Source organism: Myroides phaeus, assembly GCF_009799805.1.
In the GTDB taxonomy this organism is placed as follows: Bacteria; Bacteroidota; Bacteroidia; order Flavobacteriales; family Flavobacteriaceae; genus Flavobacterium; species Flavobacterium phaeum_A.
Window position 1 is genome coordinate 1,029,591 of sequence record NZ_CP047050.1, and the last position, 25,692, is coordinate 1,055,282.

Sequence of the window (25,692 nt, forward strand, 5' to 3'; positions counted from 1 at the left end):
AGAGGGATTATCAATTTGATAATCCCTCTTTTTGTATTTTAATGTGTTACCTAATTTTATAGTGCGTAAAGCGATATTGTTTTATAGGGGTGACATTAGTTGTTTAGTAATTTTATTTTGTCAATGATTACTTGTGCTAATTTTTCTTTGCTTTCAATAGTCCAACCTGCAATATGAGGTGATAGTAATACATTTTTAGCTTGTACTAAGTACTGCATTGGTTCAGGAAGTGTATTGTCACTAAACATATTTTCGAAAGATGATTTTTCATATTCTAAAACATCTAATGCGGCTCCTAATACTTTTCCTTGTTTAAGGGCATTGACTAATGCTGCTGTATTTACAGACTTACCTCGTGCAGTATTGACAAACCAGATTGGTTTTTTTAAACGGTTGATGAATTGTTCATCAATCATATTCATTGTCTCTGGTGTTTGTGGGGTGTGTAAACTTAGAATATCTACTTGTTCTTGTAGTTCTTCTAAAGTTACTTGTTTTGCAAATTGATTTTCTAAGCCTTCTTTGATGTCATAGAAAATAACTTTACAGTCAAAGCCTTGTAGGCGTTTTGCAAAAGCATTTCCCATATTTCCATAACCTATAATTCCTACTGTTTTTCCTTCAATTTCATACCCACGATTGCCTTCTCTTATCCAAATTCCTTCTCTAACTTCTTGGTCTACCAAGTTTAGTTTGTTCATTAAGGTTAGCAACATACCTAAAGCGTGTTCTCCAACGGCTGTTCTATTTCCTTCCGGAGCAGCAATTAGTGCTATTCCTTTTGTAGTAGCATAGTCGCACTCAATGTTTTCTAATCCTGCACCAACACGACCAATAAATTTTAAATTAGTGGCAGAGTCTAAAAAGGTTTTGTCTATTTTAAACCTACTTCTAATGATTACACCTTCATATTCGGAAATAGTTTGTTCTATTTCTTCTTTTGTAGAAGTATAGTTTTCTACATTTTCATATCCCATTTGAGCTAATTGCTCTATCATTAACGGGTGGTTACTGTCAATATGTAAAACTTTTCTTGTATTCATTTGATTAGATTTTGTGGATATTGTTTAGAGATTTTAGAAACCTAATATAGCTTTTGCTATTGAAAAGTAAATTAAAATTCCAAAGATATCATTGCTGGTTGTGATAAATGGACCTGTCGCTAAAGCGGGGTCAATACCGTATTTGTTTAAGAAAATGGGAACAAACGTTCCGATTAAACTTGCGATTATAATAACACTAATTAGGGCTATTGAAACTGTAATACCTATTATATAATCTACTCCTAATAAGAAGTGACTACCAATCATCATAAGTATAGCAAGTAAAAACCCATTTAGTAAACTTAAAGTAACTTCTTTTCCAAGACGTTTCCAAATTGAACCTGTAATACTGTTATTTGCTAATCCTTGTACTATAATTGCAGAGGATTGAACTCCTACGTTTCCTGCCATTGCTGCAATTAATGGAGTGAAAAAGAATAGTACACCAAATTTCTCCATCGCTCCTTCAAAGCTTCGGGATACATTTACAGCTACAAATCCTCCGATCATAGCTAAGATTAACCAAGGTAATCGTGCTCGTGTAAGGGTTAGAATACTATCGTTTGCTTCTACGTCTTGTGAGATACCTGCAGCTAATTGGTAATCTTTATCTGCCTCTTCTTTGATTACGTCAACAATATCATCTATGGTAATACGACCTACTAAACGACCCATTTCATCTACTACGGGTATGGCTTCTAAGTCATATTTTTGCATAATACGTGCTACTTCAACATCTTTTGTGTCTACTTTTACAGAATCTACATTTCTAATATAGACATCACTAATATGTGTGGTTGTTGATGTAGTAAGTAAATCTTTTAATGATAAACGTCCTTTTAAACGCCCTTCATTATCTAATACATAAATAGAGTGTACGCGTGAAACATGTTCTGCTTGTTTACGCATTTCTTTTACACAAGTTAGAACTGACCAGTTTTCATTTACAGATACAAACTCTTTGGCCATTAATCCTCCTGCTGTATCTTCATCGTAGCGTAATAACTCTACAATGTCTTTTGCGTGTTCTAAATCTTCTAACTCGGAAAGAACTTCTTCTTTTCTATCTTCTGATAATTCTGAAATAATATCTGCAGCGTCATCTGTGTCTAATTCGTCTAATTCTTCTGCAATTTCTTTTGGTGAAAGGGATTTTAATATCTTTTCACGTACGTCTTCATCTAATTCTAATAATATCTCTGCAGTTACTTCACTGTCTAAAATGTCAAAAATATAAATGGCTTCCTCAGTAGAAAGCTCATTCATTATTTCTGCTATATCTGCATAGTGAATATCTTTTAGGATATGAAGAAGCTCCTTTTCATTATTATCAGCAATTAAATCTTCAAATTGTTGGATAGATTCTTTACTGATTTTAAACTCCATTGGCTTCTATTTTTTGTGTAATTTCTATAAATTGTTCGTAACCTAATTGCTCTGGTCTTAGGTTGAATATCTCTTGTTCTCTGATCTCTTCAGGTAAATTGAAACTCTTTAGACTGTTTCTTAATGTTTTTCTTCTTTGATTGAAGGCTGTTTTTACTACGTTGAAAAATAGCTTTTCGTTACATGGTAAGCTGTAGTTCTCTTTACGTCTCATACGCATCACACCTGACTTAACTTTTGGTGGTGGATTGAATACGTGTTCTGAAACAGTAAATAAATACTCTACTTCATAGAACGCTTGGGTTAACACAGATAAAATTCCGTAGGCTTTGCTTCCTTTTTTCTCACAGATTCTTTCAGCTACTTCTTTTTGGAACATACCTGAAAATTCTGGAACGTAATCGCGTAACTCTAAGGCTCTAAATACAATTTGAGTTGATATATTGTAAGGGAAGTTTCCAATTACTGCAAAAGGCTCTTGTTTGAATGCAGTTGTTATATCGAACTTTAAAAAATCTTGTGCGAAAATGTGGTCTCTTAATTTCGGATAATGTTGGTGTAAATAGTCTACTGATTCTGTGTCAATTTCAACAACAAAGGTTTCTGTAGGCTTGTCTAAGATGTATTTTGTTAATACTCCCATTCCTGGACCGATTTCTAATACTTTCTTATATCCTTCTAAGGTTAACGTATCTGCTATGCGTTTAGCTACACTTTCGTCTGTTAAAAAATGTTGACCTAAGTGTTTTTTTGCTCTTACTTTATCCATCTACTTGTTGTTAATATTCACGGATTAATTCTAATTCTGTTTTAAAGGTAAGCATTAACTCACCAAATAACTTTCTTGACTCATTTTCAAAGCGATCAAAGTCTTCTTTGTAAAACTGTTCTAATAGTTCTTTACTTTGGGTTTCAAATTGAAGAGAGTATGTTTGTCCTCCCATTTCTTCTTCAATCAAGACTTTTACCATTCTTGCTTTGTCAAATTTGCCTGTTGCAAGTATTCCTGGTATATAAGTGTTGTTAATCCATTTCATCCATGTATCATGGGCACTCTCGTGTATGTTAACCGTAACATTGTATATAATCATCGCTCTTCGTTTTGAATTAAGTAAAGATTTGCTGTGCAAAGATAAAAAAAGCACCAAATGTCTTTTTTCGGATTTGGTGCTTTTTTAGTTATTGTATTTGTTTTATTTAGTCGATAATATCAAATCCTGTATAAGGACGTAATGCTTCTGGTATTACAATTCCTTCTGGTGTTTGATAGTTTTCAAGTATTCCTGCTAATACACGTGGTAAAGCTAATGAGCTTCCGTTTAATGTATGTGCTAATTGATTTTTACCTTCTTTGTCTTTAAAACGTAATTTTAATCTGTTAGCTTGGAATGTCTCAAAGTTTGAAACTGAACTAATCTCTAACCATCTGTCTTGTGCTGTAGAGAATACTTCAAAGTCATATGTTAATGAAGAAGTGAATCCCATATCTCCACCACATAATCTTAAGATTCTGTATGGTAATTTTAATTCGTCTAAAATTCCTTTAACGTGCTCAACCATTCCGTCTAATGCGATATATGAATTCTCTGGACGTTCAATTCTTACAATCTCTACTTTGTCAAATTGGTGTAAACGGTTTAAACCTCTAACGTGTGCTCCATATGAACCTGCTTCTCTACGGAAACATGGTGTGTATGCTGTACATTGAATTGGTAATTCGCTTTCTTGTAAGATTACATCACGGAAGATGTTTGTTACAGGAACTTCTGCAGTTGGGATTAAGTATAAATCATCTACTGTAGAGTGATACATTTGCCCTTCTTTGTCTGGCAATTGCCCTGTTCCATATCCTGATGCCTCATTGATTAAATGAGGTACTTGGTATTCTTTGTATCCTGCTGCTGTATTCTTGTCTAAAAAGTAAGAGATTAACGCTCTTTGTAAACGTGCTCCTTTACCTTTATATACAGGGAATCCTGCTCCAGTAATTTTATTACCTAATTCGAAATCGATAATATCGTATTTTTTTGCTAATTCCCAGTGTGGTAATGCGCCTTCATGTAATGTTGGTACTTCTCCTGCTTGGAATACATTCAAGTTATCGTCTGCATCTTTTCCTGGAGGAACAATGTCTGCTGGTACGTTAGGTAAAGTGTATAACTTCTCTGTTAAGTCTGCAGAAATATTGTTTAATTCTTCAGTTAATTGTTTGCTTTGCTCACGTAAGTTTGATGTTTTCTCTTTAATGATTTCTGCTTTCGCTTTCTCACCACTTTTCATCAACTCACCGATGCTTTTGGATAGCTTGTTAGATTCTGCTAATACATTGTCTAATTCAACTTGTGTGCTTCTTCTTTTTTCATCTAATTCCAACACTTCGTTTAGCAAATCTGCAACATCAAGATTTCTTTTGGCTAAGCCTTTAACCACTTTCTCTTGATTTTCTCTAATAAAAGCTATCTGTAACATATTATAAATATTAATTGATAGAGCAAAGTTAGAAAATAGTTTTCTATTATAGCTTATTTTCTGTTCGTTGGTTGTATTTTTCTCTTTTTTGAATGTGATATTAGCTGTTATTTACTTTTTAATGACTATATGTTGTTGTTTTTATGGATTGAAATTTGTTTTTTCATGTGAAGAATAGGGGAAATAGACTCCTTGTTTAAAAAAAAAGTGAAATACTGAAAGTAATCAGTTATTTTTGTTCCTTATTTATAAGATTGTAATAAAACGAAATGGATATACTTATTAAATTATCTCAATTCTTATTGAGCTTGTCGCTATTAATTATTTTGCATGAGTTAGGTCACTTTATTCCTGCTAAACTTTTTAAAACTCGTGTTGAGAAGTTTTACTTGTTTTTCGATGTAAAGTTCTCCTTGTTTAAAAAGAAAATTGGGGATACAGTTTATGGTATTGGATGGCTGCCTCTTGGAGGTTATGTGAAAATTGCTGGTATGGTGGATGAAAGTATGGATACTGAACAGCTGAAAAGTGAACCACAGCCTTGGGAGTTTCGATCTAAACCGGCTTGGCAAAGATTAATAATAATGTTAGGTGGTGTTTTTGTAAACTTTGTGCTTGCTTTCATTATATATATAGGTATGGCTTATACGTATGGAGAACTTTTTATTTCTAATAAAGATATTAAAAATGGGGTATGGATACAGTCTCCTATTTTAAAGGATGCTGGATTACAAAGTGGTGATAAAATACTTGCTGTGGATGGTAAGGAGATTGTTAAGTTTAATGATTTACCAGAGGCTGTTTTATTAGGACATTCTATCGAGATTGAGAGAGAAGGTGTGAATAAGACTGTTACATTGCCTACTGATTTTTTAGGTCAGGTTACACAAAGTAAAGGAATGGGCTTTGTTGCTCTTCGTATTCCTTTTGTGGTAACGGGACTTGCTGAAGATTCTGCTAATGAAAAGGTGTTAGTCGCTAAGGATGTCGTGAAAAGTATTAATGGTGTTGATACTCCTTTTGTTGATATGGTGATGGGGGTTCTTGATGAGAATAAAGGAAAAACTGTTCCTGCTGTTGTTGAAAGAGATGGAAAAGAGGTTGCAGTTAACTTAGATATTGATACTGAGGGTAAATTGAATGTGATGTTTGCTGGAGGATTGCCTTTGGATAACTTGGAGAAATTAGGACTTTATACTATCAGTCAAGAGAAGTATTCGTTGATTGAGTCGATTCCTGTCGGATTGCAAAATGGAAAGGATCGCGTTGTTAGTTATTTTGCTCAATTGAAAAAAATTGTTCAACCTGAAACAGGTGCTTATAAAGGATTAGGTGGTTTTATGGCTATTTATGATATTTTCCCTCAAGTATGGAGCTGGCAAGTTTTCTGGAGCATTACTGCTATGTTGTCAATTATGCTTGGAGTGATGAACTTATTACCTATTCCTGCACTTGATGGTGGACACGTAATATTTTTATTATACGAAATGATTTCAGGTAGAAAACCAAGTGATAAGTTCTTAGAAAATGCGCAAATGGTTGGTTTCTTTATACTTATAGGGTTACTTCTGTTTGCTAATGGGAATGATATTTATAAGGCAATATTTGTGAAGTAATAAAAAAATAAAAAAAAAGGTGTTTGTGTTTGCAAGATTAGAAAAACATTATATCTTTGCATCGCAATAAAGGTAGAAAATAACCTTCCTCCTTAGCTCAGTTGGTTAGAGCATCTGACTGTTAATCAGAGGGTCCTTGGTTCGAGCCCAAGAGGGGGAGCAGAGAAGCCAGTCCAAGACTGGCTTTTTTCTTATAACCTTGTTAGGTTAGAGAATTTTAAAAACAAGAATACAGTAAAGCAATTTACTTTTTAAGGGGATTTGAAAAGCGATATCAGTCAATGGTATCGCTTTTCGTTTTTTAAATAGTTTCTGTTTTTATTTTTAGTAATTATGGAATGCTTGACTTATGTATAGGTGGTGAGTAACTTCAATCTTTCGGGGTGTGAAGTTAAATGTGGTTGTGAAATTGTTTCTGTCTATTTGTAAATAGAGAGCTTTTTTTGAGAATATATGCCTGGTTTGAATGTTAATGCTTTTTTGTTTGGCGTTAGTACAGGACCTCTGCTTGGTTTTGTGATGGTAAGTAGTACAAATAGCTAATAGTATGGTGATTATTAGTAATGAAAAAGGTTTTTACGAAGTTCTAATAAGAGCTCTTTTACAAGATTTACACTCTGAATAGCTTGTAAATACTGGGTTTCAGACTGTTTTATAATAGTTTAGCGTGGTGCTTAGTCGTAGATAGCTCGTAGATAAGCCGTAGATGGTTCGCGAAAAAGGCCTTTAGGCGAGGTATCTACGACTTATCTCTGGTGTATCTCCGAACAATCTTCATTTAAGATAATGTATTGATTGTGAAAATCAGTATATTAAATATAGAAAAAAGTGGGACAGCGTTTATAGTGCATATGATGTCATTTGATAGTAAATGATGTCAAAGTAACCGCTTTACAACACGTATAGAAGTGATATAACTAATTTTGTACTATATATAAGGAGAGTAATAAGAATGCATATATATAATGAGGAATAACTTTAATAAAGAAGTCCAGGCCTATTTGAACCGATAAAAACAAAAAGTAAAAAAAACTTTCAGAGGTAAGAAGCAACATAACAACACGTTATAAAAAACCTTTCAAAAAATGTGTTTTGAAGTTTGGAAATAGCGAAAAAGATGCTACTTTTGCATCCGCATTACAGCAGACGATCATACACAAATAGTGAAGGAGTAAAGATAGAAAAGTAACGTTATTTCGCTTTGAAAAAAATAAGAAATTAAATTTGGATAAGTAAAAAATAAGGTTGTATCTTTGCAGTCCGCTTCAGTAAATACGGTGGTTTAGCGATAAAAACAAATTGAAATTTATTTCAAAAAAGTTTTGCTAAATCAAAAAAGTTATTTACTTTTGCACTCGCTTTGAAACACAAGTGAGGTTATAATTAAGAAGACACGTTCATAGACATATTGGATTGACAGCAAAAAATAAGAGAGTAAGGCAAATGTTTACATTTGAATTAACTTGCTAATTAACGAAATTAAAAATATACGATGAAGAGTTTGATCCTGGCTCAGGATGAACGCTAGCGGCAGGCCTAACACATGCAAGTCGAGGGGTATAGATGGCTTGCTATTTAGAGACCGGCGCACGGGTGAGTAACGCGTATGCAACCTACCTTCTACAGGGGAATAGCCCGAAGAAATTCGGATTAATGCTCCATGGTTTAATTGGATGGCATCATTTGATTAATAAAGATTTATCGGTAGAAGATGGGCATGCGTATCATTAGCTAGTTGGTGTGGTAACGGCATACCAAGGCAACGATGATTAGGGGTCCTGAGAGGGAGATCCCCCACACTGGTACTGAGACACGGACCAGACTCCTACGGGAGGCAGCAGTGAGGAATATTGGTCAATGGAGGCAACTCTGAACCAGCCATGCCGCGTGCAGGATGACGGTCCTATGGATTGTAAACTGCTTTTGTACAGGAAGAAACCTCGCTACGTGTAGTGATTTGACGGTACTGTAAGAATAAGGATCGGCTAACTCCGTGCCAGCAGCCGCGGTAATACGGAGGATCCGAGCGTTATCCGGAATTATTGGGTTTAAAGGGTTCGTAGGCGGTTGGATAAGTCAGTGGTGAAATTTCTTAGCTTAACTAAGACCCGGCCATTGATACTGTTTGACTTGAATAGTATGGAAGTAACTAGAATATGTAGTGTAGCGGTGAAATGCTTAGATATTACATGGAATACCAATTGCGAAGGCAGGTTACTACGTACTTATTGACGCTGATGAACGAAAGCGTGGGGAGCGAACAGGATTAGATACCCTGGTAGTCCACGCCGTAAACGATGGATACTAGCTGTTCGGTTTTCGGACTGAGTGGCTAAGCGAAAGTGATAAGTATCCCACCTGGGGAGTACGTTCGCAAGAATGAAACTCAAAGGAATTGACGGGGGCCCGCACAAGCGGTGGAGCATGTGGTTTAATTCGATGATACGCGAGGAACCTTACCAGGGCTTAAATGTAGATTGACAGGTTTGGAAACAGACTTTTCTTCGGACAATTTACAAGGTGCTGCATGGTTGTCGTCAGCTCGTGCCGTGAGGTGTCAGGTTAAGTCCTATAACGAGCGCAACCCCTATTGTTAGTTACCAGCGAGTAATGTCGGGAACTCTAGCAAGACTGCCGGTGCAAACCGTGAGGAAGGTGGGGATGACGTCAAATCATCACGGCCCTTACGTCCTGGGCTACACACGTGCTACAATGGTCAGTACAGAAAGCAGCTACCTGGCGACAGGATGCGAATCTCAAAAGCTGATCACAGTTCGGATTGGAGTCTGCAACTCGACTCCATGAAGCTGGAATCGCTAGTAATCGGATATCAGCCATGATCCGGTGAATACGTTCCCGGGCCTTGTACACACCGCCCGTCAAGCCATGGAAGCTGGGGGTACCTGAAGTCGGTGACCGCAAGGAGCTGCCTAGGGTAAAACTGGTAACTAGGGCTAAGTCGTAACAAGGTAGCCGTACCGGAAGGTGCGGCTGGAACACCTCCTTTCTAGAGAAAAAATTAGTAATTAATACTTTACTCTCGCTGTTAGTTCAAAAAACAACACTTAAGTATACAGAGTCTCGTAGCTCAGCTGGTTAGAGTACTACACTGATAATGTAGGGGTCGGCAGTTCGAGTCTGCCCGGGACTACTAATACATTAAGGGTTTAAAAGGAAATTATAGAGGTTGCGTTATCCACAACCCAATGGAAGCAGATAACACAAATATCTATATCTATGGGGGATTAGCTCAGCTGGCTAGAGCGCCTGCCTTGCACGCAGGAGGTCATCGGTTCGACTCCGATATTCTCCACAAGAACGCAAGTTCAAAACGATCATTGACATATTGAGATACTTAACTAATACAGTTAGAAAAGAATCAAAAATAATAAAATTTATAGAAAGTACGATTCGAAAGAATTGTAAGCACATAAGCAAAATAAGGGCGTATGGGGAATGCCTAGGCTCTCAGAGGCGAAGAAGGACGTGATAAGCTGCGAAAAGCTACGGGGATCGGCACACACGACTTGATCCGTAGATATCCGAATGGGGCAACCCAGTATGTTGAAGACATATTATCCTAATAGGAGGCGAACCTGCTGAACTGAAACATCTAAGTAGGCAGAGGAGAAGAAAACAAAAGTGATTCCGCAAGTAGTGGCGAGCGAACGCGGAATAGCCCAAACCAATGTTGTTACGGCAATATTGGGGTTGTAGGACCACGATATTTCTTGCGGATTTAATTAGAATTACCTGGAAAGGTAAACCAAAGAGGGTGATAGTCCCGTACAAGTAAGAGAAGATAAGAATAGTGGTATCCTGAGTAGGTCGGGGCACGTGAAACCTTGATTGAATCCGGCGGGACCATCCGCCAAGGCTAAATACTCCTGAGAGACCGATAGTGAACCAGTACCGTGAGGGAAAGGTGAAAAGAACCGTGAATAACGGAGTGAAATAGATCCTGAAACCATACGCCTACAAGCGGTCGGAGCCCATTCGTTGGGTGACGGCGTGCCTTTTGCATAATGAGCCTACGAGTTACCGTTGCTGGCAAGGATAAGGACTTCAGGTCTGGATCCGTAGCGAAAGCGAGTCTTAATAGGGCGCTTTAGTCAGTAGTGGTAGACGCGAAACCGTGTGATCTACCCATGGGCAGGTTGAAGTTTAGGTAACACTAAATGGAGGACCGAACCGTTTAACGCTGAAAAGTTTTCGGATGACCTGTGGGTAGGGGTGAAAGGCCAATCAAACTCGGAAATAGCTCGTACTCCCCGAAATGCATTTAGGTGCAGCGATAATCGATAGTTACTTAGAGGTAGAGCTACTGATTGGATGCGGGGGCTTCACCGCCTACCAATTCCTGACAAACTCCGAATGCTAAGTAATGATAATTATCAGTGAGGGCATGGGTGCTAAGGTCCATGTCCGAGAGGGAAAGAACCCAGACCATCAGCTAAGGTCCCCAAATGTATGCTAAGTTGAAAAAACGCGGTTTGATTGCCCAGACAGCTAGGATGTTGGCTTGGAAGCAGCCATTCATTTAAAGAGTGCGTAACAGCTCACTAGTCGAGCGATCGAGCATGGATAATAATCGGGCATAAGTATACTACCGAAGCTATGGATTTACGCTTAATGCGTGAGTGGTAGGGGAGCATTCTAACGGGGTTGAAGGTGATTTGTGAGAATTGCTGGACCTTTTAGAAAAGAAAATGTAGGCATAAGTAACGATAATGCGGGCGAGAAACCCGCACGCCGTAAGACTAAGGTTTCCTCAGCTATGCTAATCAGCTGAGGGTTAGTCGGGACCTAAGGCACACCCGAAGGGGGACGTCGATGGCCAACGGGTTAATATTCCCGTACTACTTATAACAGTGATGGAGTGACACAGTGATGAAAGCACCGCGAACTGACGGAATAGTTCGTTGAAGCACGTACCTATAGGTCTGATAGTAAAATGCGTCGGACTTGGAGAAATGCGATAGTACTCGGAGTCTACGGACGAAGAGATAGTGTGCCTAAGGGCTGTCAAGAAAAGCTTCTAAACTTAGGTTATAAGTACCCGTACCGTAAACCGACACAGGTAGTCGAGGAGAGTATCCTAAGGCGCTCGAGAGATTCATGGCTAAGGAACTAGGCAAAATAGACCTGTAACTTCGGGAGAAAGGTCGCCAGCGCAAGCTGGCCGCAGTGAAAAGGTCCAGGCGACTGTTTATCAAAAACACAGGGCTCTGCAAAATCGTAAGATGAAGTATAGGGCCTGACACCTGCCCGGTGCTGGAAGGTTAAGAGGAGATGTTATCGGTGAGTAATTGTTGAGAAGCATTGAATTGAAGCCCCAGTAAACGGCGGCCGTAACTATAACGGTCCTAAGGTAGCGAAATTCCTTGTCGGGTAAGTTCCGACCTGCACGAATGGTGTAACGATCTGGACACTGTCTCAGCCATGAGCTCGGTGAAATTGTAGTATCGGTGAAGATGCCGATTACCCGCAGTGGGACGAAAAGACCCTGTGCACCTTTACTATAGCTTAGTATTGTTCTTGGATAAGTGATGTGTAGGATAGGTGGGAGACTTTGAAGTGGCGTCGCTAGGCGTTGTGGAGTCATTGTTGAAATACCACCCTTTGCTTATTTGAGATCTAACTTCCGTAAGGAAGGACATTGCTTGGTGGGTAGTTTGACTGGGGTGGTCGCCTCCAAAAGAGTAACGGAGGCTTCTAAAGGTTCCCTCAGCACGCTTGGTAACCGTGCGTAGAGTGCAATGGTATAAGGGAGCTTGACTGAGAGACAAACAAGTCGATCAGGTACGAAAGTAGAGCATAGTGATCCGGTGGTTCCGCATGGAAGGGCCATCGCTCAAAGGATAAAAGGTACGCCGGGGATAACAGGCTGATCTCCCCCAAGAGCTCATATCGACGGGGGGGTTTGGCACCTCGATGTCGGCTCGTCACATCCTGGGGCTGGAGAAGGTCCCAAGGGTTGGGCTGTTCGCCCATTAAAGTGGCACGCGAGCTGGGTTCAGAACGTCGTGAGACAGTTCGGTCTCTATCTACTGTGGGCGTTAGAAATTTGAGTGGATCTGATTCTAGTACGAGAGGACCGATTTGGACCAACCTCTAGTGCATCTGTTGTCTCGCCAGGGGCATCGCAGAGTAGCTACGTTGGGAAGGGATAAGCGCTGAAAGCATATAAGTGCGAAACCCACCACAAGATGAGATTTCTTTAAAGGGTCGTGGAAGATGACCACGTTGATAGGCTATAGATGTAAAGACAGTAATGTCAAAGTCGAGTAGTACTAATAACCCGTAAGCTTATGTGTATCTCTCCCTGATTAAATTCAGGGAGAGGGCAACTTTCTAAGCAATAAATTGGATAATAGATTCAAATCAAAAAGTACTGTATAGTATAAAGTTAAGTAACTTAATATAAAAATATTAGTTATCCGTAGGGTAACAACCGATTTAAGGTGGTTATTGCAGCGGGGCTCACCTCTTCCCATTTCGAACAGAGAAGTTAAGCCCGCTAGCGCAGATGGTACTGCTAACCAGTGGGAGAGTATGACACCGCCTTTCTTTTGAAATCCTTGCTGATTTCCAGCAAGGATTTTTTTATCTACTTACATATCGTAAAAATTATAACTTTATAAAAAAAGAGTAAATTTAATTTGCTTTATAAAAATAAAGGTTATACTTTTGCACTCGCTTTGAAACACAAGTGGGATTATAAATAAGAAGACACGTTCATAGACATATTGGATTGACAGCAAAAATTAAGAGAGTAAGGCAAATGTTTACATTTGAATTAACTTGCTAATTAACGAAATTAAAAATATACGATGAAGAGTTTGATCCTGGCTCAGGATGAACGCTAGCGGCAGGCCTAACACATGCAAGTCGAGGGGTATATTGAGCTTGCTTAATAGAGACCGGCGCACGGGTGAGTAACGCGTATGCAACCTACCTTCTACAGGGGAATAGCCCGAAGAAATTCGGATTAATGCTCCATGGTTTAATTGGATGGCATCATTTGATTAATAAAGATTTATCGGTAGAAGATGGGCATGCGTATCATTAGCTAGTTGGTGTGGTAACGGCATACCAAGGCAACGATGATTAGGGGTCCTGAGAGGGAGATCCCCCACACTGGTACTGAGACACGGACCAGACTCCTACGGGAGGCAGCAGTGAGGAATATTGGTCAATGGAGGCAACTCTGAACCAGCCATGCCGCGTGCAGGATGACGGTCCTATGGATTGTAAACTGCTTTTGTACAGGAAGAAACCTCGCTACGTGTAGTGATTTGACGGTACTGTAAGAATAAGGATCGGCTAACTCCGTGCCAGCAGCCGCGGTAATACGGAGGATCCGAGCGTTATCCGGAATTATTGGGTTTAAAGGGTTCGTAGGCGGTTGGATAAGTCAGTGGTGAAATTTCTTAGCTTAACTAAGACCCGGCCATTGATACTGTTTGACTTGAATAGTATGGAAGTAACTAGAATATGTAGTGTAGCGGTGAAATGCTTAGATATTACATGGAATACCAATTGCGAAGGCAGGTTACTACGTACTTATTGACGCTGATGAACGAAAGCGTGGGGAGCGAACAGGATTAGATACCCTGGTAGTCCACGCCGTAAACGATGGATACTAGCTGTTCGGTTTTCGGACTGAGTGGCTAAGCGAAAGTGATAAGTATCCCACCTGGGGAGTACGTTCGCAAGAATGAAACTCAAAGGAATTGACGGGGGCCCGCACAAGCGGTGGAGCATGTGGTTTAATTCGATGATACGCGAGGAACCTTACCAGGGCTTAAATGTAGATTGACAGGTTTGGAAACAGACTTTTCTTCGGACAATTTACAAGGTGCTGCATGGTTGTCGTCAGCTCGTGCCGTGAGGTGTCAGGTTAAGTCCTATAACGAGCGCAACCCCTATTGTTAGTTACCAGCGAGTAATGTCGGGAACTCTAGCAAGACTGCCGGTGCAAACCGTGAGGAAGGTGGGGATGACGTCAAATCATCACGGCCCTTACGTCCTGGGCTACACACGTGCTACAATGGTCAGTACAGAAAGCAGCTACCTGGCGACAGGATGCGAATCTCAAAAGCTGATCACAGTTCGGATTGGAGTCTGCAACTCGACTCCATGAAGCTGGAATCGCTAGTAATCGGATATCAGCCATGATCCGGTGAATACGTTCCCGGGCCTTGTACACACCGCCCGTCAAGCCATGGAAGCTGGGGGTACCTGAAGTCGGTGACCGCAAGGAGCTGCCTAGGGTAAAACTGGTAACTAGGGCTAAGTCGTAACAAGGTAGCCGTACCGGAAGGTGCGGCTGGAACACCTCCTTTCTAGAGAAAAAATTAGTAATTAATACTTTACTCTCGCTGTTAGTTCAAAATACAACACTTAAGTATACAGAGTCTCGTAGCTCAGCTGGTTAGAGTACTACACTGATAATGTAGGGGTCGGCAGTTCGAGTCTGCCCGGGACTACTAATACATTAAGGGTTTAAAAGGAAATTATAGAGGTTGCGTTATCCACAACCCAATGGAAGCAGATAACACAAATATCTATATCTATGGGGGATTAGCTCAGCTGGCTAGAGCGCCTGCCTTGCACGCAGGAGGTCATCGGTTCGACTCCGATATTCTCCACAAGAACGCAAGTTCAAAACGATCATTGACATATTGAGATACTTAACTAATACAGTTAGAAAAGAATCAAAAATAATAAAATTTATAGAAAGTACGATTCGAAAGAATTGTAAGCACATAAGCAAAATAAGGGCGTATGGGGAATGCCTAGGCTCTCAGAGGCGAAGAAGGACGTGATAAGCTGCGAAAAGCTACGGGGATCGGCACACACGACTTGATCCGTAGATATCCGAATGGGGCAACCCAGTATGTTGAAGACATATTATCCTAATAGGAGGCGAACCTGCTGAACTGAAACATCTAAGTAGGCAGAGGAGAAGAAAACAAAAGTGATTCCGCAAGTAGTGGCGAGCGAACGCGGAATAGCCCAAACCAATGTTGTTACGGCAATATTGGGGTTGTAGGACCACGATATTTCTTGCGGATTTAATTAGAATTACCTGGAAAGGTAAACCAAAGAGGGTGATAGTCCCGTACAAGTAAGAGAAGATAAGAATAGTGGTATCCTGAGTAGGTCGGGGCACGTGAAACCTTGATTGAATCCGGCGGGACCATCCGCCAAGGCTAAATACTCCTGAGAGACCGATAGTGAACCAGTACCGTGAGGGAAAGGTGAAAAGAACCGTGAATAACGGAGTGAAATAGATCCTGAAACCATACGCCTACAAGCGGTCGGAGCCCATTCGTTGGGTGACGGCGTGCCTTTTGCATAATGAGCCTACGAGTTACCGTTGCTGGCAAGGATAAGGACTTCAGGTCTGGATCCGTAGCGAAAGCGAGTCTTAATAGGGCGCTTTAGTCAGTAGTGGTAGACGCGAAACCGTGTGATCTACCCATGGGCAGGTTGAAGTTTAGGTAACACTAAATGGAGGACCGAACCGTTTAACGCTGAAAAGTTTTCGGATGACCTGTGGGTAGGGGTGAAAGGCCAATCAAACTCGGAAATAGCTCGTACTCCCCGAAATGCATTTAGGTGCAGCGATAATCGATAGTTACTTAGAGGTAGAGCTACTGATTGGATGCGGGGGCTTCACCGCCTACCAATTCCTGACAAACTCCGAATGCTAAGTAATGATAATTATCAGTGAGGGCATGGGTGCTAAGGTCCATGTCCGAGAGGGAAAGAACCCAGACCATCAGCTAAGGTCCCCAAATGTATGCTAAGTTGAAAAAACGCGGTTTGATTGCCCAGACAGCTAGGATGTTGGCTTGGAAGCAGCCATTCATTTAAAGAGTGCGTAACAGCTCACTAGTCGAGCGATCGAGCATGGATAATAATCGGGCATAAGTATACTACCGAAGCTATGGATTTACGCTTAATGCGTGAGTGGTAGGGGAGCATTCTAACGGGGTTGAAGGTGATTTGTGAGAATTGCTGGACCTTTTAGAAAAGAAAATGTAGGCATAAGTAACGATAATGCGGGCGAGAAACCCGCACGCCGTAAGACTAAGGTTTCCTCAGCTATGCTAATCAGCTGAGGGTTAGTCGGGACCTAAGGCACACCCGAAGGGGGACGTCGATGGCCAACGGGTTAATATTCCCGTACTACTTATAACAGTGATGGAGTGACACAGTGATGAAAGCACCGCGAACTGACGGAATAGTTCGTTGAAGCACGTACCTATAGGTCTGATAGTAAAATGCGTCGGACTTGGAGAAATGCGATAGTACTCGGAGTCTACGGACGAAGAGATAGTGTGCCTAAGGGCTGTCAAGAAAAGCTTCTAAACTTAGGTTATAAGTACCCGTACCGTAAACCGACACAGGTAGTCGAGGAGAGTATCCTAAGGCGCTCGAGAGATTCATGGCTAAGGAACTAGGCAAAATAGACCTGTAACTTCGGGAGAAAGGTCGCCAGCGCAAGCTGGCCGCAGTGAAAAGGTCCAGGCGACTGTTTATCAAAAACACAGGGCTCTGCAAAATCGTAAGATGAAGTATAGGGCCTGACACCTGCCCGGTGCTGGAAGGTTAAGAGGAGATGTTATCGGTGAGTAATTGTTGAGAAGCATTGAATTGAAGCCCCAGTAAACGGCGGCCGTAACTATAACGGTCCTAAGGTAGCGAAATTCCTTGTCGGGTAAGTTCCGACCTGCACGAATGGTGTAACGATCTGGACACTGTCTCAGCCATGAGCTCGGTGAAATTGTAGTATCGGTGAAGATGCCGATTACCCGCAGTGGGACGAAAAGACCCTGTGCACCTTTACTATAGCTTAGTATTGTTCTTGGATAAGTGATGTGTAGGATAGGTGGGAGACTTTGAAGTGGCGTCGCTAGGCGTTGTGGAGTCATTGTTGAAATACCACCCTTTGCTTATTTGAGATCTAACTTCCGTAAGGAAGGACATTGCTTGGTGGGTAGTTTGACTGGGGTGGTCGCCTCCAAAAGAGTAACGGAGGCTTCTAAAGGTTCCCTCAGCACGCTTGGTAACCGTGCGTAGAGTGCAATGGTATAAGGGAGCTTGACTGAGAGACAAACAAGTCGATCAGGTACGAAAGTAGAGCATAGTGATCCGGTGGTTCCGCATGGAAGGGCCATCGCTCAAAGGATAAAAGGTACGCCGGGGATAACAGGCTGATCTCCCCCAAGAGCTCATATCGACGGGGGGGTTTGGCACCTCGATGTCGGCTCGTCACATCCTGGGGCTGGAGAAGGTCCCAAGGGTTGGGCTGTTCGCCCATTAAAGTGGCACGCGAGCTGGGTTCAGAACGTCGTGAGACAGTTCGGTCTCTATCTACTGTGGGCGTTAGAAATTTGAGTGGATCTGATTCTAGTACGAGAGGACCGATTTGGACCAACCTCTAGTGCATCTGTTGTCTCGCCAGGGGCATCGCAGAGTAGCTACGTTGGGAAGGGATAAGCGCTGAAAGCATATAAGTGCGAAACCCACCACAAGATGAGATTTCTTTAAAGGGTCGTGGAAGATGACCACGTTGATAGGCTATAGATGTAAAGACAGTAATGTCAAAGTCGAGTAGTACTAATAACCCGTAAGCTTATGTGTATCTCTCCCTGATTAAATTCAGGGAGAGGGCAACTTTCTAAGCAATAAATTGGATAATAGATTCAAATCAAAAAGTACTGTATAGTATAAAGTTAAGTAACTTAATATAAAAATATTAGTTATCCGTAGGGTAACAACCGATTTAAGGTGGTTATTGCAGCGGGGCTCACCTCTTCCCATTTCGAACAGAGAAGTTAAGCCCGCTAGCGCAGATGGTACTGCTAACCAGTGGGAGAGTATGACACCGCCTTTCTTTTGAAATCCTTGCTGATTTCCAGCAAGGATTTTTTTATCTACTTACATATCGTAAAAATTATAACTTTATAAAAAAAGAGTAAATTTAATTTGCTTTATAAAAATAAAGGTTATACTTTTGCACTCGCTTTGAAACACAAGTGGGATTATAAATAAGAAGACACGTTCATAGACATATTGGATTGACAGCAAAAATTAAGAGAGTAAGGCAAATGTTTACATTTGAATTAACTTGCTAATTAACGAAATTAAAAATATACGATGAAGAGTTTGATCCTGGCTCAGGATGAACGCTAGCGGCAGGCCTAACACATGCAAGTCGAGGGGTATATTGAGCTTGCTTAATAGAGACCGGCGCACGGGTGAGTAACGCGTATGCAACCTACCTTCTACAGGGGAATAGCCCGAAGAAATTCGGATTAATGCTCCATGGTTTAATTGGATGGCATCATTTGATTAATAAAGATTTATCGGTAGAAGATGGGCATGCGTATCATTAGCTAGTTGGTGTGGTAACGGCATACCAAGGCAACGATGATTAGGGGTCCTGAGAGGGAGATCCCCCACACTGGTACTGAGACACGGACCAGACTCCTACGGGAGGCAGCAGTGAGGAATATTGGTCAATGGAGGCAACTCTGAACCAGCCATGCCGCGTGCAGGATGACGGTCCTATGGATTGTAAACTGCTTTTGTACAGGAAGAAACCTCGCTACGTGTAGTGATTTGACGGTACTGTAAGAATAAGGATCGGCTAACTCCGTGCCAGCAGCCGCGGTAATACGGAGGATCCGAGCGTTATCCGGAATTATTGGGTTTAAAGGGTTCGTAGGCGGTTGGATAAGTCAGTGGTGAAATTTCTTAGCTTAACTAAGACCCGGCCATTGATACTGTTTGACTTGAATAGTATGGAAGTAACTAGAATATGTAGTGTAGCGGTGAAATGCTTAGATATTACATGGAATACCAATTGCGAAGGCAGGTTACTACGTACTTATTGACGCTGATGAACGAAAGCGTGGGGAGCGAACAGGATTAGATACCCTGGTAGTCCACGCCGTAAACGATGGATACTAGCTGTTCGGTTTTCGGACTGAGTGGCTAAGCGAAAGTGATAAGTATCCCACCTGGGGAGTACGTTCGCAAGAATGAAACTCAAAGGAATTGACGGGGGCCCGCACAAGCGGTGGAGCATGTGGTTTAATTCGATGATACGCGAGGAACCTTACCAGGGCTTAAATGTAGATTGACAGGTTTGGAAACAGACTTTTCTTCGGACAATTTACAAGGTGCTGCATGGTTGTCGTCAGCTCGTGCCGTGAGGTGTCAGGTTAAGTCCTATAACGAGCGCAACCCCTATTGTTAGTTACCAGCGAGTAATGTCGGGAACTCTAGCAAGACTGCCGGTGCAAACCGTGAGGAAGGTGGGGATGACGTCAAATCATCACGGCCCTTACGTCCTGGGCTACACACGTGCTACAATGGTCAGTACAGAAAGCAGCTACCTGGCGACAGGATGCGAATCTCAAAAGCTGATCACAGTTCGGATTGGAGTCTGCAACTCGACTCCATGAAGCTGGAATCGCTAGTAATCGGATATCAGCCATGATCCGGTGAATACGTTCCCGGGCCTTGTACACACCGCCCGTCAAGCCATGGAAGCTGGGGGTACCTGAAGTCGGTGACCGCAAGGAGCTGCCTAGGGTAAAACTGGTAACTAGGGCTAAGTCGTAACAAGGTAGCCGTACCGGAAGGTGCGGCTGGAACACCTCCTTTCTAGAGAAAAAATTAGTAATTAATACTTTACTCTCGCTGTTAGTTCAAAATACAACACTTAAGTATACAGAGTCTCGTAGCTCAGCTGGTTAGAGTACTACACTGATAATGTAGGGGTCGGCAGTTCGAGTCTGCCCGGGACTACTAATACATTAAGGGTTTAAAAGGAAATTATAGAGGTTGCGTTATCCACAACCCAATGGAAGCAGATAACACAAATATCTATATCTATGGGGGATTAGCTCAGCTGGCTAGAGCGCCTGCCTTGCACGCAGGAGGTCATCGGTTCGACTCCGATATTCTCCACAAGAACGCAAGTTCAAAACGATCATTGACATATTGAGATACTTAACTAATACAGTTAGAAAAGAATCAAAAATAATAAAATTTATAGAAAGTACGATTCGAAAGAATTGTAAGCACATAAGCAAAATAAGGGCGTATGGGGAATGCCTAGGCTCTCAGAGGCGAAGAAGGACGTGATAAGCTGCGAAAAGCTACGGGGATCGGCACACACGACTTGATCCGTAGATATCCGAATGGGGCAACCCAGTATGTTGAAGACATATTATCCTAATAGGAGGCGAACCTGCTGAACTGAAACATCTAAGTAGGCAGAGGAGAAGAAAACAAAAGTGATTCCGCAAGTAGTGGCGAGCGAACGCGGAATAGCCCAAACCAATGTTGTTACGGCAATATTGGGGTTGTAGGACCACGATATTTCTTGCGGATTTAATTAGAATTACCTGGAAAGGTAAACCAAAGAGGGTGATAGTCCCGTACAAGTAAGAGAAGATAAGAATAGTGGTATCCTGAGTAGGTCGGGGCACGTGAAACCTTGATTGAATCCGGCGGGACCATCCGCCAAGGCTAAATACTCCTGAGAGACCGATAGTGAACCAGTACCGTGAGGGAAAGGTGAAAAGAACCGTGAATAACGGAGTGAAATAGATCCTGAAACCATACGCCTACAAGCGGTCGGAGCCCATTCGTTGGGTGACGGCGTGCCTTTTGCATAATGAGCCTACGAGTTACCGTTGCTGGCAAGGATAAGGACTTCAGGTCTGGATCCGTAGCGAAAGCGAGTCTTAATAGGGCGCTTTAGTCAGTAGTGGTAGACGCGAAACCGTGTGATCTACCCATGGGCAGGTTGAAGTTTAGGTAACACTAAATGGAGGACCGAACCGTTTAACGCTGAAAAGTTTTCGGATGACCTGTGGGTAGGGGTGAAAGGCCAATCAAACTCGGAAATAGCTCGTACTCCCCGAAATGCATTTAGGTGCAGCGATAATCGATAGTTACTTAGAGGTAGAGCTACTGATTGGATGCGGGGGCTTCACCGCCTACCAATTCCTGACAAACTCCGAATGCTAAGTAATGATAATTATCAGTGAGGGCATGGGTGCTAAGGTCCATGTCCGAGAGGGAAAGAACCCAGACCATCAGCTAAGGTCCCCAAATGTATGCTAAGTTGAAAAAACGCGGTTTGATTGCCCAGACAGCTAGGATGTTGGCTTGGAAGCAGCCATTCATTTAAAGAGTGCGTAACAGCTCACTAGTCGAGCGATCGAGCATGGATAATAATCGGGCATAAGTATACTACCGAAGCTATGGATTTACGCTTAATGCGTGAGTGGTAGGGGAGCATTCTAACGGGGTTGAAGGTGATTTGTGAGAATTGCTGGACCTTTTAGAAAAGAAAATGTAGGCATAAGTAACGATAATGCGGGCGAGAAACCCGCACGCCGTAAGACTAAGGTTTCCTCAGCTATGCTAATCAGCTGAGGGTTAGTCGGGACCTAAGGCACACCCGAAGGGGGACGTCGATGGCCAACGGGTTAATATTCCCGTACTACTTATAACAGTGATGGAGTGACACAGTGATGAAAGCACCGCGAACTGACGGAATAGTTCGTTGAAGCACGTACCTATAGGTCTGATAGTAAAATGCGTCGGACTTGGAGAAATGCGATAGTACTCGGAGTCTACGGACGAAGAGATAGTGTGCCTAAGGGCTGTCAAGAAAAGCTTCTAAACTTAGGTTATAAGTACCCGTACCGTAAACCGACACAGGTAGTCGAGGAGAGTATCCTAAGGCGCTCGAGAGATTCATGGCTAAGGAACTAGGCAAAATAGACCTGTAACTTCGGGAGAAAGGTCGCCAGCGCAAGCTGGCCGCAGTGAAAAGGTCCAGGCGACTGTTTATCAAAAACACAGGGCTCTGCAAAATCGTAAGATGAAGTATAGGGCCTGACACCTGCCCGGTGCTGGAAGGTTAAGAGGAGATGTTATCGGTGAGTAATTGTTGAGAAGCATTGAATTGAAGCCCCAGTAAACGGCGGCCGTAACTATAACGGTCCTAAGGTAGCGAAATTCCTTGTCGGGTAAGTTCCGACCTGCACGAATGGTGTAACGATCTGGACACTGTCTCAGCCATGAGCTCGGTGAAATTGTAGTATCGGTGAAGATGCCGATTACCCGCAGTGGGACGAAAAGACCCTGTGCACCTTTACTATAGCTTAGTATTGTTCTTGGATAAGTGATGTGTAGGATAGGTGGGAGACTTTGAAGTGGCGTCGCTAGGCGTTGTGGAGTCATTGTTGAAATACCACCCTTTGCTTATTTGAGATCTAACTTCCGTAAGGAAGGACATTGCTTGGTGGGTAGTTTGACTGGGGTGGTCGCCTCCAAAAGAGTAACGGAGGCTTCTAAAGGTTCCCTCAGCACGCTTGGTAACCGTGCGTAGAGTGCAATGGTATAAGGGAGCTTGACTGAGAGACAAACAAGTCGATCAGGTACGAAAGTAGAGCATAGTGATCCGGTGGTTCCGCATGGAAGGGCCATCGCTCAAAGGATAAAAGGTACGCCGGGGATAACAGGCTGATCTCCCCCAAGAGCTCATATCGACGGGGGGGTTTGGCACCTCGATGTCGGCTCGTCACATCCTGGGGCTGGAGAAGGTCCCAAGGGTTGGGCTGTTCGCCCATTAAAGTGGCACGCGAGCTGGGTTCAGAACGTCGTGAGACAGTTCGGTCTCTATCTACTGTGGGCGTTAGAAATTTGAGTGGATCTGATTCTAGTACGAGAGGACCGATTTGGACCAACCTCTAGTGCATCTGTTGTCTCGCCAGGGGCATCGCAGAGTAGCTACGTTGGGAAGGGATAAGCGCTGAAAGCATATAAGTGCGAAACCCACCACAAGATGAGATTTCTTTAAAGGGTCGTGGAAGATGACCACGTTGATAGGCTATAGATGTAAAGACAGTAATGTCAAAGTCGAGTAGTACTAATAACCCGTAAGCTTATGTGTATCTCTCCCTGATTAAATTCAGGGAGAGGGCAACTTTCTAAGCAATAAATTGGATAATAGATTCAAATCAAAAAGTACTGTATAGTATAAAGTTAAGTAACTTAATATAAAAATATTAGTTATCCGTAGGGTAACAACCGATTTAAGGTGGTTATTGCAGCGGGGCTCACCTCTTCCCATTTCGAACAGAGAAGTTAAGCCCGCTAGCGCAGATGGTACTGCTAACCAGTGGGAGAGTATGACACCGCCTTTCTTTTGAAATCCTTGCTGATTTCCAGCAAGGATTTTTTTATCTACTTACATATCGTAAAAATTATAACTTTATAAAAAAAGAGTAAATTTAATTTGCTTTATAAAAATAAAGGTTATACTTTTGCACTCGCTTTGAAACACAAGTGGGATTATAAATAAGAAGACACGTTCATAGACATATTGGATTGACAGCAAAAATTAAGAGAGTAAGGCAAATGTTTACATTTGAATTAACTTGCTAATTAACGAAATTAAAAATATACGATGAAGAGTTTGATCCTGGCTCAGGATGAACGCTAGCGGCAGGCCTAACACATGCAAGTCGAGGGGTATATTGAGCTTGCTTAATAGAGACCGGCGCACGGGTGAGTAACGCGTATGCAACCTACCTTCTACAGGGGAATAGCCCGAAGAAATTCGGATTAATGCTCCATGGTTTAATTGGATGGCATCATTTGATTAATAAAGATTTATCGGTAGAAGATGGGCATGCGTATCATTAGCTAGTTGGTGTGGTAACGGCATACCAAGGCAACGATGATTAGGGGTCCTGAGAGGGAGATCCCCCACACTGGTACTGAGACACGGACCAGACTCCTACGGGAGGCAGCAGTGAGGAATATTGGTCAATGGAGGCAACTCTGAACCAGCCATGCCGCGTGCAGGATGACGGTCCTATGGATTGTAAACTGCTTTTGTACAGGAAGAAACCTCGCTACGTGTAGTGATTTGACGGTACTGTAAGAATAAGGATCGGCTAACTCCGTGCCAGCAGCCGCGGTAATACGGAGGATCCGAGCGTTATCCGGAATTATTGGGTTTAAAGGGTTCGTAGGCGGTTGGATAAGTCAGTGGTGAAATTTCTTAGCTTAACTAAGACCCGGCCATTGATACTGTTTGACTTGAATAGTATGGAAGTAACTAGAATATGTAGTGTAGCGGTGAAATGCTTAGATATTACATGGAATACCAATTGCGAAGGCAGGTTACTACGTACTTATTGACGCTGATGAACGAAAGCGTGGGGAGCGAACAGGATTAGATACCCTGGTAGTCCACGCCGTAAACGATGGATACTAGCTGTTCGGTTTTCGGACTGAGTGGCTAAGCGAAAGTGATAAGTATCCCACCTGGGGAGTACGTTCGCAAGAATGAAACTCAAAGGAATTGACGGGGGCCCGCACAAGCGGTGGAGCATGTGGTTTAATTCGATGATACGCGAGGAACCTTACCAGGGCTTAAATGTAGATTGACAGGTTTGGAAACAGACTTTTCTTCGGACAATTTACAAGGTGCTGCATGGTTGTCGTCAGCTCGTGCCGTGAGGTGTCAGGTTAAGTCCTATAACGAGCGCAACCCCTATTGTTAGTTACCAGCGAGTAATGTCGGGAACTCTAGCAAGACTGCCGGTGCAAACCGTGAGGAAGGTGGGGATGACGTCAAATCATCACGGCCCTTACGTCCTGGGCTACACACGTGCTACAATGGTCAGTACAGAAAGCAGCTACCTGGCGACAGGATGCGAATCTCAAAAGCTGATCACAGTTCGGATTGGAGTCTGCAACTCGACTCCATGAAGCTGGAATCGCTAGTAATCGGATATCAGCCATGATCCGGTGAATACGTTCCCGGGCCTTGTACACACCGCCCGTCAAGCCATGGAAGCTGGGGGTACCTGAAGTCGGTGACCGCAAGGAGCTGCCTAGGGTAAAACTGGTAACTAGGGCTAAGTCGTAACAAGGTAGCCGTACCGGAAGGTGCGGCTGGAACACCTCCTTTCTAGAGAAAAAATTAGTAATTAATACTTTACTCTCGCTGTTAGTTCAAAATACAACACTTAAGTATACAGAGTCTCGTAGCTCAGCTGGTTAGAGTACTACACTGATAATGTAGGGGTCGGCAGTTCGAGTCTGCCCGGGACTACTAA

General features: G+C 42.4%; 6 protein-coding genes, 8 tRNA genes and 10 rRNA genes. 19 read left to right on the plus strand and 5 right to left on the minus strand.

Annotation, left to right across the window (positions count from 1 at the left end; genetic code table 11):
- Positions 1-95: 95 nt before the first annotated feature.
- From GQS07_RS04695 to serS, 5 genes are all read right to left on the minus strand, one after another.
- Positions 96-1,043: a 2-hydroxyacid dehydrogenase gene (locus GQS07_RS04695; protein WP_158209834.1), complete on the minus strand. Its 948-nt coding sequence runs from the start codon at positions 1,041-1,043 to the stop codon at positions 96-98.
- Between the two features lie 33 nt (positions 1,044-1,076).
- Complete coding sequence (mgtE, locus tag GQS07_RS04700; protein WP_158209835.1) at positions 1,077-2,429, minus strand: magnesium transporter; 1,353 nt, start codon at positions 2,427-2,429, stop codon at positions 1,077-1,079.
- On the minus strand, positions 2,419-3,198 hold the full coding sequence (gene rsmA, locus GQS07_RS04705; RefSeq protein ID WP_158209836.1) for a 16S rRNA (adenine(1518)-N(6)/adenine(1519)-N(6))-dimethyltransferase RsmA: 780 nt from the start codon (positions 3,196-3,198) through the stop codon (positions 2,419-2,421). Before rsmA ends, mgtE begins: the two co-directional genes overlap by 11 nt.
- 10 nt (positions 3,199-3,208) lie before the next feature.
- Positions 3,209-3,520 carry a DUF4286 family protein gene (locus tag GQS07_RS04710; protein ID WP_158209837.1) on the minus strand — a complete coding sequence of 104 codons (312 nt, stop codon included), beginning with the start codon at positions 3,518-3,520 and terminating at the stop codon, positions 3,209-3,211.
- Between the two features lie 106 nt (positions 3,521-3,626).
- Positions 3,627-4,898, minus strand: a complete 1,272-nt coding sequence (gene serS / locus GQS07_RS04715; protein WP_158209838.1) for a serine--tRNA ligase — start codon at positions 4,896-4,898, stop codon at positions 3,627-3,629.
- A gap of 269 nt (positions 4,899-5,167) precedes the next feature.
- On the opposite strand from serS, the gene rseP reads away from it, so the two are divergent.
- From rseP to GQS07_RS04810, 19 genes are all read left to right on the plus strand, one after another.
- Positions 5,168-6,514 carry an RIP metalloprotease RseP gene (gene rseP / locus GQS07_RS04720; RefSeq protein ID WP_158209839.1) on the plus strand — a complete coding sequence of 449 codons (1,347 nt, stop codon included), beginning with the start codon at positions 5,168-5,170 and terminating at the stop codon, positions 6,512-6,514.
- A gap of 86 nt (positions 6,515-6,600) precedes the next feature.
- Positions 6,601-6,674 (plus strand) — tRNA-Asn (locus GQS07_RS04725).
- Between the two features lie 1,329 nt (positions 6,675-8,003).
- Positions 8,004-9,521: ribosomal RNA gene (locus GQS07_RS04730) — 16S ribosomal RNA — on the plus strand.
- Between the two features lie 70 nt (positions 9,522-9,591).
- Positions 9,592-9,665, plus strand: a tRNA-Ile gene (locus GQS07_RS04735).
- An 88-nt stretch (positions 9,666-9,753) separates the two neighbouring features.
- Positions 9,754-9,827, plus strand: a tRNA-Ala gene (locus GQS07_RS04740).
- 115 nt (positions 9,828-9,942) lie between these two features.
- A 23S ribosomal RNA gene (locus GQS07_RS04745) occupies positions 9,943-12,831 on the plus strand.
- 143 nt (positions 12,832-12,974) lie between these two features.
- Positions 12,975-13,084: ribosomal RNA gene (gene rrf, locus GQS07_RS04750) — 5S ribosomal RNA — on the plus strand.
- A gap of 260 nt (positions 13,085-13,344) precedes the next feature.
- A 16S ribosomal RNA gene (locus GQS07_RS04755) occupies positions 13,345-14,862 on the plus strand.
- 70 nt (positions 14,863-14,932) lie between these two features.
- A tRNA-Ile gene (locus GQS07_RS04760) sits at positions 14,933-15,006 on the plus strand.
- Positions 15,007-15,094: 88 nt separating this feature from the next.
- A tRNA-Ala gene (locus GQS07_RS04765) sits at positions 15,095-15,168 on the plus strand.
- Between the two features lie 115 nt (positions 15,169-15,283).
- Positions 15,284-18,172 (plus strand): 23S ribosomal RNA (locus GQS07_RS04770).
- 143 nt (positions 18,173-18,315) lie between these two features.
- A 5S ribosomal RNA gene (rrf, locus tag GQS07_RS04775) occupies positions 18,316-18,425 on the plus strand.
- A gap of 260 nt (positions 18,426-18,685) precedes the next feature.
- Positions 18,686-20,203, plus strand: a 16S ribosomal RNA gene (locus GQS07_RS04780).
- A gap of 70 nt (positions 20,204-20,273) precedes the next feature.
- Positions 20,274-20,347, plus strand: a tRNA-Ile gene (locus tag GQS07_RS04785).
- 88 nt (positions 20,348-20,435) lie between these two features.
- Positions 20,436-20,509, plus strand: a tRNA-Ala gene (locus GQS07_RS04790).
- A gap of 115 nt (positions 20,510-20,624) precedes the next feature.
- Positions 20,625-23,513, plus strand: a 23S ribosomal RNA gene (locus GQS07_RS04795).
- 143 nt (positions 23,514-23,656) lie between these two features.
- A 5S ribosomal RNA gene (gene rrf, locus GQS07_RS04800) occupies positions 23,657-23,766 on the plus strand.
- Between the two features lie 260 nt (positions 23,767-24,026).
- Positions 24,027-25,544, plus strand: a 16S ribosomal RNA gene (locus GQS07_RS04805).
- The 16S, 23S and 5S rRNA genes sit together here with 7 tRNA genes alongside, the layout of an rRNA operon.
- Before the next feature lie 70 nt (positions 25,545-25,614).
- Positions 25,615-25,688: transfer RNA gene (locus GQS07_RS04810), tRNA-Ile, on the plus strand.
- Positions 25,689-25,692 lie beyond the last annotated feature (4 nt).